This window comes from Nostoc parmelioides FACHB-3921, from assembly GCF_014696625.1.
In the GTDB taxonomy this organism is placed as follows: Bacteria; Cyanobacteriota; Cyanobacteriia; order Cyanobacteriales; family Nostocaceae; genus Trichormus; species Trichormus parmelioides.
In genome coordinates, this window is sequence record NZ_JACJQL010000061.1 from 25,952 (window position 1) to 35,451 (window position 9,500).

The following is a 9,500-nucleotide window of genomic DNA, read 5'->3' on the forward strand; positions in this document are numbered from 1 at the left end:
TTTATGCCTAGCTTAGTATCGTCTTCAATCACTACCATCAACCGCGACAGTGGACTTTCTGACAACCAACTTGCCTATAGACTAGCGCTGATGATGGAAAAATATCCCCCCTCGCCGTCAATAACCTCCGCACTAGACACCACAGAGCGCGAGAGTATTATGGCTGAGATGAGAAATACTCTATCTCTTACGCAAAATGCTCAAAGTGCTGAAGATTACAGGCAAAGTCTTAAGGAAAAATACCTGAAAGAGTACGCCCAAAAATTTGGCTTAAATAAACCTGAACAAACAACTGATATATCCAAATCCACAAGAGTTGAAAATTTAATAGCCCAGAAAAAAAAGACTTTCTTACAGGAGATATTACAGTCTAAAGAACGCAAGTTACCTTTTGTTGATCACCAAACATCTACACCAAAGCAAAGCGAAAATCATGAGGTTGCTAAAAAATCTCTTATTCCCGCATTGATGAATATTCTCATGACCAAAGGACAAGACACTATTGGCGGCCGCATTTATGAGGGGATCTCTTATCGACTAAATCTCATGATAAGAGAAGGGATGCAACGTCTCTTGGTTTGGCGTAAAAGTGATAATCAAACGGCTTTTAGTGCTTATAAAGTTGATAGCAAGGAAGAATACAACGTTGTACACAATAACCTTTCACCGCAAGAAACACAAAAGCTGATCAATTTCGATATGAGACAGCAGCAGCAGCAACAAAAGTCACCACCACAGCAACAACAAAACGACCACTCTTCTGACGGCCCAGAGTTGGAATAAACTAGTGAAAATAACCTATAAACAACCCCAGGAAATACACACTTATCAAGACATAACGCTTTGTTACACGCTCAAATTGTGACCAGGGCGAGATAATGACAGCTAATACTATATAAAACAGAGCTTGTAGAAAATCACTGTGTCCCAGCTTGATAATTGCCGCTATCATCAAAGCTACAAAAATTAGAAACTCCACTGCTGTTTCAATTCTGTCCCACAGTTTTACATCATATAAGTAACGCATCTTGTCTCCTGGGTGATTTAGGGGGCATCGTACCATCAACCCCATATATCCCATCATCTTTATAAGGAAATATGATGGTGAATTTCGTTCCTTGTTTGACTACCGAATCTACCCTCATACTCAATCCATGAGCATGAGCCACGCATAAGGCGATGTATAGTCCTAGCCCCATCCCTGATTGATGTAATAAATTGCTATTTGGCGATGGCGTTCCGCCCACCGTAGGTGAGCGCCATAGTGGAATAAATATATTTGATAGTTGGTCTGTAGCAATTCCTATACCAGTGTCTTCAATTTCGATCACTAAATCATCTTCTTGATTAAGCAGTCTTAAAAAGATATCTCCTCGTCTAGTGTACTTAATAGCATTTGTCACTATATTACATAGCATTCTGTCAATACTTATACTGTCACCCCATACTTGCGTTCCATGCTTGTATGATGATTGCGTTTCATAGTGCATTTTCAACGAATGATACTGCGCTATTGGCTGGAATAAAGAAGAAGTTTTTTGTAAAAAACTCAACATATCAAATTGGTCTAACGCGACTGGTTTCACTTCCCCAGAGACTTTGTTAGCTTCAAGCAAATTCATACCCCGGTCATTAGTATCCCGTAAGGCCAAGAGAAATGGTCTGATTTCTTCTAGAGAGTATCCATAAGCACCATCAATTAACTGATTTGCAATCAACGATATTCCTTTCAACGAATTTGACACATCGTGCAGTAAAGCTAATATATCCAACTGTTTGCTTAAAACTTCCTGTTGCATAACTATACTACCAGCGAAAGATTGTTATTTTTGCTACTTTTATGACTGAACGCTAATTCTGTCTAGAAATTTTAGAATCTTTTTATTTTAACTGCCAAAAAAGTTTTATACAATCAACTTTTAATGCTAAAAACCTTTTTCTTTTATTTAGCAAGATTTTCTCTTATCTGTTTATATTTTATATTTACATACACAAAAAGTAAAATACTTAACCTCAACAACCATGTTATAAATATTTAAGTATCTTACAGTCGAAGTAATTAAAACCCTATATGATTCGATTAGTAATTATTGAGGATGAGGAGTTAATCCGACTAGGAATAACTACTGCTATTAATCAACAACCAGATATGCAGATGGTAGGGATTGCTCGGACTGGTCATGAAGGCATTAAACTCGTTGGAGACTTCATTCCTGATGTGGTTCTAGTCGATATTGGATTGCCTGACATTTCTGGGGTCGATGCCATTAGGCAAATTAAAGCCAATACAAGCAACATTAAGATAGTTGTTCTTTCTTCTCATTATGCTCAAAGTATTGTTCAGTCTGCTTTAAATGCCGGGGCTGAGTCTTACATTCTTAAGAAGAATAATATTCCCCTGATCTTAGAAGCAATTAAATCCACCTTCTATGATTGCAAGTCTTTTCTTGACCCTGATATTAGCCGACAGAATTTTTTTTTTCCAACAGAAAATTAAGGGTAAGACTTATCAAGATCATCTTAGTGCCACTGAGATGCAAATTATTTCTTTGATGGCTACCGGTTTTTCTAATAAGCATATTGCCGAGCAGTTATTCATTAGTGAAAGCACTGTCAAAGGGCATATAAACAAGATTTTTGCTAAGTTAGATGTTGCCGATCGCGTCAATGCTCTGATTGTAGCCAGTAAACTTGGCTACATCGAACAGGATTACCTCAAGGTCAGTTAATTACTCATCTATTTCAATCAAGCAATAGCCTTTGATTTTACTCTGCTGTGTTTGGCAAGCTTTAATTAATGCTTGATTTTTCAAGATTATTTCATACATCTGTTGACCCTCTTGGGACTTTGCCCATTGGAGAATCTTGAGATCATTACGTGATACTACTACTGACTGATTTGTTCCTAAGTTGGAAACAACATTCCATGTTGTCAATGAACCTAACAAGGTACTGCCAGCCGCCACTAATCCACACACAAGAGATACTGTCCCTAACCTCCAGCCTCCCTGCACTTTTATATCTGTATTGCTACTAGGCTTAATGTTTTTCATCTCATCCCGTACTGCACTAGAGACAACTGTATAGTGCATTTTTTCGGCTGATTGAGTTGTTTTTTCCAGTTTTTGATCTATCATTACCGCCCACGCGTCTATCATTGCCTCCGTTCTTGCCTGGAGGTCTATCATCGTTTCTTCATATCTACCTAACGTCGCCATCATCCTGAACATTGGATCATCTGGCGTAATTCCTAATTGATATGCGCCTTCAACTATACGTTCTTGTTCTGCAAAGGAATAGCCCTGTAATATGTCTTGTTGCGTCATTAATCTAATCCTAAATAACTAATAGCCAAGTTGTCCTTTATCACTGAAATCTGAAATTTTTTTATCCATTGATAAATGAAGCTTCTCAAAAATAAAATTAGTGAAATATCGTGACAACATTCCGAATAAGGTTTCACTAATTTATCCATCATTTGATAATGATTTCGGTGTAGCGATAGTAATTCTATTTCTGTTCCTCCTATTATTGATAGTTTTTTTTGTATTTTTTCATCGTACTCTCTAAATTCTGGATAGAAATGATAATTCTTAACTACTACATAATTAGCATTATTACTCGCTATTTCTATAATTTGGTTTAAGTAATTTAGGCAATTATTTCTATGAGATATTGGTTGCAGAAATGTTAGCTTCCAGCCAAACCTAACTACTACCTCAAATAAACTAATGCTTTCGATATACTGACGAATTTTTTCGATATACTGTCCAGGCATATCAATAATAATTATATCTAGCCGAGTATTATTTAATTCATCTATTATTTGGTCAGCCTCATCATTTAATAAATTAAAATACTCAATTGGCACTAGATTTTCATAAGCCTTAAATATACCAAAAGTATCTTGGCTGTAAACCTTAGTCCGTTTTCCTTTCAGCATCAGCATTTCTAGCAATAATTTGATAACTGTAGACTTCCCTACTCGTGCATCTCCTACGGTTATAATCATTCGTTTTGATGACATTTTTATTTTCTACTTCTCATATCAACATGAATCAGAAGTTAGCTTAGTAAATTAAACTAACTTCTGATTCTTATTTCTACTCAGATAAAAACTTTTCTATACCAAACAAATTCTTAATTGGTTTTATCTGCCCTTGAAAATTGTTCAGCCAGCTTAATACTCTACCATATATAGACGGATATTCATCTTGTTCAAGTCCTTGCCTAAATGTCATATTATTCACATCTAAATAGTCGTAAGATTTTTTCGCTAGTTTTGGCATATTTATGTTTGTGAATTTATGCCCTTTGGCTTTTACCCTTGTTTCCATTTCTTTTACTTCTTTTGATTTATCATAAAAAGTAAATTGTTCTGTCTCTCCATAAAACAAATTTTTTACTATTACATAATCAACATTATCACCGCAGAAACTATACAATTCCAATAATTGATTTATACAATCAATTATTGTACTTATCACTACTACTATAGTTACCTGCATTTTACATTTATCATTCACTACACCTAAAAAACCCATCTCTTTTATCAAATTCTCTAATGTAGGCAAAAATTGTGATGGGGTTTCTAACAGTATTAAAGATTGCTCTTTCAGTGCTTTTCCATCTCCTTTAGATTTGGGATACACTATCTGTTTTAAATTGTCTAGAAAATCATCCAATTTATCTGAGTTAGATATATCTAAAGGATAGATATCAGCCTTTTCTCCATAAAATCTTATCAAGTGGGGATTAGAATTATCCGCATCTAATCCGACAAACCCTACTGCATTATCCATGTAAATTTGTGCCAAGCCTCTTGCAAATGTTGACTTGCCAACACCCCCTTTATCTCCTGTTATCATTACTAATCTTCTTAATTGTTCTGGATTAGTATTTTTATCGTCATTCCCCTTATTACCTGTAGATGCTGGATTTTTAGGCTTTACTGACTCTGTGATTTTTTCTGTGGGATCGTCAGATGCTGTAACATTTGTTTTTGTACCATTAGCTCTTTGCTCTACTGGCTTATTTGGTGTTATATTTTCTGCTCCTGGAGCCTCTGGTGTTGTATTAATAGGAGTATTCTCTGTTGCAGGATTTCCAGTATTTTGCTTATTCTCTGGAAATGTGTGAATAGTTGTCATTTGCTTTTTTCCTTTTTATTGACTAATTGTTTTACAGGTAATCTGCTTGAAATATCGGTCGGATTGTCGTTCTCACCCAATGCAAGAATTTATTGATCAAGTCCCCTTCTACAATCCCTTTCAAGCTATTTATGGCTGTGAAATTTAACGTTTTTACTTTTACTACCTCTTGCTCCATAACTACACAACGTTCTTGAGGGTTGATATTTATCGGTACTACCTTTTCATTATTTAGTTTTGCTGCAACTACACTGAACACATCTTCAGCAAATATCTCTAGTCCTAACGGAGTCGAGATTACTCGAACTGTTCTACCCAAAGGGTGGTCAAATTCCCAATATGTCCATACTTTTCCCATTTTTAGATTTTTTCTTTACACTCACCCTATCTATGCCATATTCGACTCCACAAAATAAAGCTATTCAAGTACTGTTTTTTTCAGTACTGTAGTTTCTTGACTTTTAAAAAATACGTTATAGAATTACAAGTTCTGCTTTTGGGTCTCAAACCTTTGACGTGCATAATACAATAGTGCAACGAAATAACTGGGTACTCTACGCCATTGCCGCTATGTGCTTTCAATAACTGATAGTTGTGTACTAAAAAGCTGTTAAAACATGATTGCAAATTTAGAACAAATATGTATAATATTTGCAGCTCATAGTTAAGCAGTTTTAAGAAGTAGATATTTGCTTAAACAAAGAAATTGCTAATTAATTTTCATAATCAATTGTTGGAGTATTTATGAATAAAGTAGGTTTGTTCGCATCTCTTACTTTGATAGGTTTAGGATTAGGGGCTTGTCAGTCTGATGCGGATAAGGTTGCTCAAGTTGAAAATGAACTAAGACAAGCTTATGCTGCAACAACTAATGAGCAAAGCCCTAAAGATAAACAGGTACAGGAATATGTTGAGGGTACACCTGATTTGCACAGAGTCAGTTGGAAAGTCTGTGGTGATGGAAAACTTAGCGTCACAATGAATGAGGAGATCAATAAAGGCTGTAATGAAACTCGCAACGAACCAGCTAAGGGTTTTTTTCAACCTGCTTATGTCTGGGGGCCAGTTAAAGAAGTGAAATTTGTAAATAAGCCCGATCTTTCACCAAGTCTTCAAATCACAGGATTGTTTGTCAAATCCAGAGGGTGTGTCAGCTTAGGTCAACCAGGAGCGGAAAATTTTTATAGAGTATCTGAGTTTACGTTAAAGAAAGCGAGTGCTAATCTACCAAAAGATGCAAAAACTGAGGTAATTACGAAACAAGAAAAACAAGAAATACTAAGTGCGGTAATAGGGAATGCTGAATCGGAGTTAACCTCTATCAGAAATTTTGGTGTGTCATCCAATGGACTACTACCTACGGGGTCAACTTGTCCAACATTAGACGAGTGGGAAAAAGGATTCTAGTTCCCTAAGCCTTAGATATACTAGGGCTTACTTTTATAATCAAAACACCCATTTGCATATTCAACTTCCGGCAATCTTCCCGCCCTGTACCCATTGATATGACCTCGCTCCGTTTCAAACACTATGCGGAATTTCTTCTTTGCAGGGGTGTAGACTAAGGTATTGTCTTTTGTGACAAGATTTTTAGCGTAGATTGCCTTGACTTCTTCAAGGCTCTGCCCAACTTGAGCGCCATTGGCAGTAGCTAAAGTATAGTTGCGGTTCACTTCAATAGTGGCAATGGCATCTTTGATGACCATGAACCGGACGCGCTCAAGTCCACTTCCGGTTTGTGGCTCAAGGTAATAACAGCCTTTGTTAATTAGACCACTACTGGTTATCGGTAATAGCTGAAGGCGAGAGACTTCCTCCGCACGTTGGACAGTCATACCTATTTTGATTTCCCCGATACTGTCAAAATTAATTAATGATTTGCTAGTAACATTTTGCGTTGGGTGAATATATATAAAGTACAAAACAAAGATAATCCACGAAAAAAATACAGTAACAATTAATTTAGGGATATCTCTGATATAAGAAATGATGTATTGAAGTGGGTTGTTGAGAAATTCATCAAACTCATCAATCATCAACCGCATATTCATACCTAGATTTATGAATAATTAGCACAGCCAAAAGGATAATTAACTTCTGGTATTTTCCCTGCTCTGTAGCGAGTAATGTATTCATACTCACCACTTTCAAAGATTATGCGATAGTTTTTCGCTTTTGGAGGAGCGTAGATGAAGTAGCGTTGCTTGCTATTTTTATTCCCAATGAGTTGGAAGTTCTTGATTCCATAAGTAGCGAGATTGTATTGAGAATCTCCTACTTTGACCCCTTTAGCAGTTTTTACATTTGAGCCATTGATTTCAAAAGTCACAATTTTCCCGTCTACAACCATAAATTTGACACGTTGGAATTGAAAGCCAGATTTTGGTTGCACGTAGAAACACCCGTCTTGCTGATTGCGCTTACCGTTAAGTTGCACTATTCCTATGTGTGCAACTTTTTGAGCTTGAGCAAGTGTCATACCGATTTTAATCTTGCCGAAGCTGTTGTAATCTACAGTATCAGTCGAGATACCTGTTGGTACACTAAGGGCGAAAATCAAGATGACGATAAAAATATAACTGATAATCCACTTGAACATCTCACAAGGTTTTGCTTTGTATCATTGTTGATTATCATTATTAAGCTGGTTGCTTAAATTTTGAATATTCCTCTAGACACACAGATGTGCGTTTCCTCTGGGGACTGAGGGAGGGAAACGCAATCGCCACAAAATAGGGATCTTCAAGTTGCGAACACAGTTATTGCCAGCCTCCAAATTTTTCGAGAATTACGCTTGTCCAAACTCCATCGGCAAAACATCCTCACTTAACAGCGAGTAAAATTCCGACACAGACGTTTCGAGCGATCGCACCTCAGCCTCAGCGATCGCTTCCCATTCCAGCACGACCAGCCAACGCAAGTCAGCACCCCAACGTTGGAGAATGCCTTTGATTGCTTCTAGTCCATGACAAATGCTAGAACGGAGCATTTCTACACCGTGAAGTATGGTAGTTCGGTCGGGAAGAGAAGCAGGGGAGGAATGGTTAGTAAATTCTCCCCCGGCTATACCTGCGGCATATCTCCCTCTGCGGCATATCTCCCCCGGCTCCCATTCCGTAGTTCCCCCCTCCTGATAAGGGGAGTTTCCTATACCATTTGTGGGGGGGGTGAATACCACAGCTTCACCGTAGTTAGTCTGGTACTGTGCTTGATTTTCGGCTCTTTTTGCTTGTCTATGGGCGATGACTTGTAATGCAAAGTCTAGTTCTTTCTTGGATAAAGAGAACAATTTCACCTGTTGACCCCGTGGCCCCTGCTTGCGATAAGTCAGCTTCAGTCCCAGTTGATCCAATAAAATCCCCAACAGCCAGATTGGTTGACAGTTGGGGGGAATGGTGAAGCCGAGTATTGCTTTGATGTGAGCAGCACAGTCGATGGCGATCGCCGACATATTTAATAGATGTGTGTCGTCCGCCCGAACTTCCTCACCAGCGACGAGTCGAGTGAGAATGTGGTGCAGTCCCAGGTTAAAACGTGCCAACCACCGAGCAGAATAATTGCCCCAATCCATGCAGAATGGCAATTTGTCTCGTTCGGCTCTATCTTTATTAGTGACAAGATCAGGTGGTATAGGGTACTGTTTACCATTGTCATCAATGGTTTGGCTTGGTGGTGAAAGGATGGCTTCGAGGGCAGCGATCGCACCTATCAACCGACCACCGTTATCTTGCTCAACAAGTTCCTCTGTAACTTCCATACCGTAGGAATCATGGATGCGGAACTTCTCACACTCATAGATTTCTTCGGGTGAGAGATAGTCTTTAGTTTGACGAGCGCGATACTCGCTATAAGAAATGTTGTTAGCCTTAGCGACGGCTTGATGATGAGCCGAGTCGAGAGCGTCCGCCGCAGTTTTCAACAATTCCCACGCTGGGGCATCAAGCTCGTCCCCAACTGGTACAATTTGATTGCCCATCTGCTTCAACAACTCGCGTAGGTCACAGCGCAGATTGTTGATGGATTGGTGACGAGCAGATTTGATTTTACAGTAAGCATCTAACGCCCAGTCTTTTTCAGCCCCGCGCTTACCTGTTTCTCGGTCAATCCGCAGTAAAAAAGCAGTAATCTCGTTGGTTTGCAGCAGCCGTTCTTTAATCTTGGTCGGGTTAGTGTCGAGATAACCAAAGGGAGGCTTGGGGGCCACCCAAACGTGAAGCGGCACTTTTGGACGGTAACGCCACAACTGTTGAGCGCATTCGGTGGCTGTCTGCGAAACTCCGTGAAATACACCAAACACTGCATCAAAGTGATACTGCGAGATGTCAACCCCAGTCCCCAGGCTGGGAGAAG

At 38.6% G+C, this 9,500-nt stretch carries 12 protein-coding genes and 1 pseudogene; 4 read left to right on the forward strand and 9 right to left on the reverse strand.

Annotation, left to right across the window (positions count from 1 at the left end; all coding sequences use genetic code 11):
• The first annotated feature begins 3 nt into the window (after positions 1-3).
• Complete coding sequence (locus H6G14_RS26085; protein WP_190570994.1) at positions 4-783, forward strand: hypothetical protein; 780 nt, start codon at positions 4-6, stop codon at positions 781-783.
• 1 nt (position 784) lies between these two features.
• On the opposite strand, the gene H6G14_RS26090 is transcribed toward H6G14_RS26085, so the two are convergent.
• Both H6G14_RS26090 and H6G14_RS26095 read right to left on the reverse strand, forming a co-directional pair.
• Positions 785-1,027, reverse strand: a complete 243-nt coding sequence (locus tag H6G14_RS26090) for a hypothetical protein (RefSeq protein ID WP_190570996.1) — start codon at positions 1,025-1,027, stop codon at positions 785-787.
• On the reverse strand, positions 1,011-1,799 hold the full coding sequence (locus H6G14_RS26095; RefSeq protein ID WP_190570998.1) for a sensor histidine kinase: 789 nt from the start codon (positions 1,797-1,799) through the stop codon (positions 1,011-1,013). Before H6G14_RS26095 ends, H6G14_RS26090 begins: the two co-directional genes overlap by 17 nt.
• 272 nt (positions 1,800-2,071) lie before the next feature.
• Here H6G14_RS26095 and H6G14_RS33725 point away from each other — a divergent pair, with 272 nt between their 5' ends.
• Entirely contained in the window at positions 2,072-2,497 is a 426-nt protein-coding gene (locus tag H6G14_RS33725; protein ID WP_242053663.1) for a response regulator, read from the forward strand.
• Positions 2,498-2,552: 55 nt separating this feature from the next.
• Positions 2,553-2,729, forward strand: coding sequence for a response regulator transcription factor (locus tag H6G14_RS33730; protein WP_242053668.1), 177 nt, complete (start codon positions 2,553-2,555; stop codon positions 2,727-2,729).
• Here the strand turns inward: H6G14_RS33730 and H6G14_RS26105 are convergent, their stop codons facing one another.
• The 4 genes from H6G14_RS26105 to H6G14_RS26120 all read right to left on the reverse strand — a co-directional run bounded on the left by H6G14_RS26105 (position 2,730) and on the right by H6G14_RS26120 (position 5,508).
• Positions 2,730-3,326: a DUF6753 family protein gene (locus tag H6G14_RS26105; protein WP_010999775.1), complete on the reverse strand. Its 597-nt coding sequence runs from the start codon at positions 3,324-3,326 to the stop codon at positions 2,730-2,732.
• Positions 3,326-4,027 carry a hypothetical protein gene (locus tag H6G14_RS26110; protein ID WP_190571000.1) on the reverse strand — a complete coding sequence of 234 codons (702 nt, stop codon included), beginning with the start codon at positions 4,025-4,027 and terminating at the stop codon, positions 3,326-3,328. Before H6G14_RS26110 ends, H6G14_RS26105 begins: the two co-directional genes overlap by 1 nt.
• Before the next feature lie 76 nt (positions 4,028-4,103).
• Positions 4,104-5,150 carry a nucleotide-binding protein gene (locus tag H6G14_RS26115; protein ID WP_010999777.1) on the reverse strand — a complete coding sequence of 349 codons (1,047 nt, stop codon included), beginning with the start codon at positions 5,148-5,150 and terminating at the stop codon, positions 4,104-4,106.
• Between the two features lie 31 nt (positions 5,151-5,181).
• Positions 5,182-5,508 (reverse strand): hypothetical protein, encoded by a 327-nt coding sequence (locus tag H6G14_RS26120; protein ID WP_190571002.1) that lies wholly within the window; start codon positions 5,506-5,508, stop codon positions 5,182-5,184.
• A 386-nt stretch (positions 5,509-5,894) separates the two neighbouring features.
• Here H6G14_RS26120 and H6G14_RS26125 point away from each other — a divergent pair, with 386 nt between their 5' ends.
• On the forward strand, positions 5,895-6,557 hold the full coding sequence (locus H6G14_RS26125) for a hypothetical protein (RefSeq protein WP_190571004.1): 663 nt from the start codon (positions 5,895-5,897) through the stop codon (positions 6,555-6,557).
• A gap of 20 nt (positions 6,558-6,577) precedes the next feature.
• On the opposite strand, the gene H6G14_RS26130 is transcribed toward H6G14_RS26125, so the two are convergent.
• From H6G14_RS26130 to H6G14_RS26140, 3 genes and pseudogenes are all read right to left on the reverse strand, one after another.
• Entirely contained in the window at positions 6,578-7,201 is a 624-nt protein-coding gene (locus tag H6G14_RS26130; RefSeq protein ID WP_190571005.1) for a hypothetical protein, read from the reverse strand.
• Between the two features lie 8 nt (positions 7,202-7,209).
• Complete coding sequence (locus tag H6G14_RS26135; RefSeq protein WP_190571007.1) at positions 7,210-7,749, reverse strand: hypothetical protein; 540 nt, start codon at positions 7,747-7,749, stop codon at positions 7,210-7,212.
• 189 nt (positions 7,750-7,938) lie between these two features.
• Positions 7,939-9,500: pseudogene (locus tag H6G14_RS26140) on the reverse strand (bifunctional DNA primase/helicase); the annotation flags it as partial.

Coding starts and splice junctions, on each gene's coding strand:
- H6G14_RS26085 (WP_190570994.1), top strand. CDS start 4: ATGCCTAGCTTAGTATCGTCTTCAATCACTACCATCAACCGCGACAGT.
- H6G14_RS26090 (WP_190570996.1), bottom strand. CDS start 1,027: ATGCGTTACTTATATGATGTAAAACTGTGGGACAGAATTGAAACAGCA.
- H6G14_RS26095 (WP_190570998.1), bottom strand. CDS start 1,799: ATGCAACAGGAAGTTTTAAGCAAACAGTTGGATATATTAGCTTTACTG.
- H6G14_RS33725 (WP_242053663.1), top strand. CDS start 2,072: ATGATTCGATTAGTAATTATTGAGGATGAGGAGTTAATCCGACTAGGA.
- H6G14_RS33730 (WP_242053668.1), top strand. CDS start 2,553: ATGGCTACCGGTTTTTCTAATAAGCATATTGCCGAGCAGTTATTCATT.
- H6G14_RS26105 (WP_010999775.1), bottom strand. CDS start 3,326: ATGACGCAACAAGACATATTACAGGGCTATTCCTTTGCAGAACAAGAA.
- H6G14_RS26110 (WP_190571000.1), bottom strand. CDS start 4,027: ATGTCATCAAAACGAATGATTATAACCGTAGGAGATGCACGAGTAGGG.
- H6G14_RS26115 (WP_010999777.1), bottom strand. CDS start 5,150: ATGACAACTATTCACACATTTCCAGAGAATAAGCAAAATACTGGAAAT.
- H6G14_RS26120 (WP_190571002.1), bottom strand. CDS start 5,508: ATGGGAAAAGTATGGACATATTGGGAATTTGACCACCCTTTGGGTAGA.
- H6G14_RS26125 (WP_190571004.1), top strand. CDS start 5,895: ATGAATAAAGTAGGTTTGTTCGCATCTCTTACTTTGATAGGTTTAGGA.
- H6G14_RS26130 (WP_190571005.1), bottom strand. CDS start 7,201: ATGAATATGCGGTTGATGATTGATGAGTTTGATGAATTTCTCAACAAC.
- H6G14_RS26135 (WP_190571007.1), bottom strand. CDS start 7,749: ATGTTCAAGTGGATTATCAGTTATATTTTTATCGTCATCTTGATTTTC.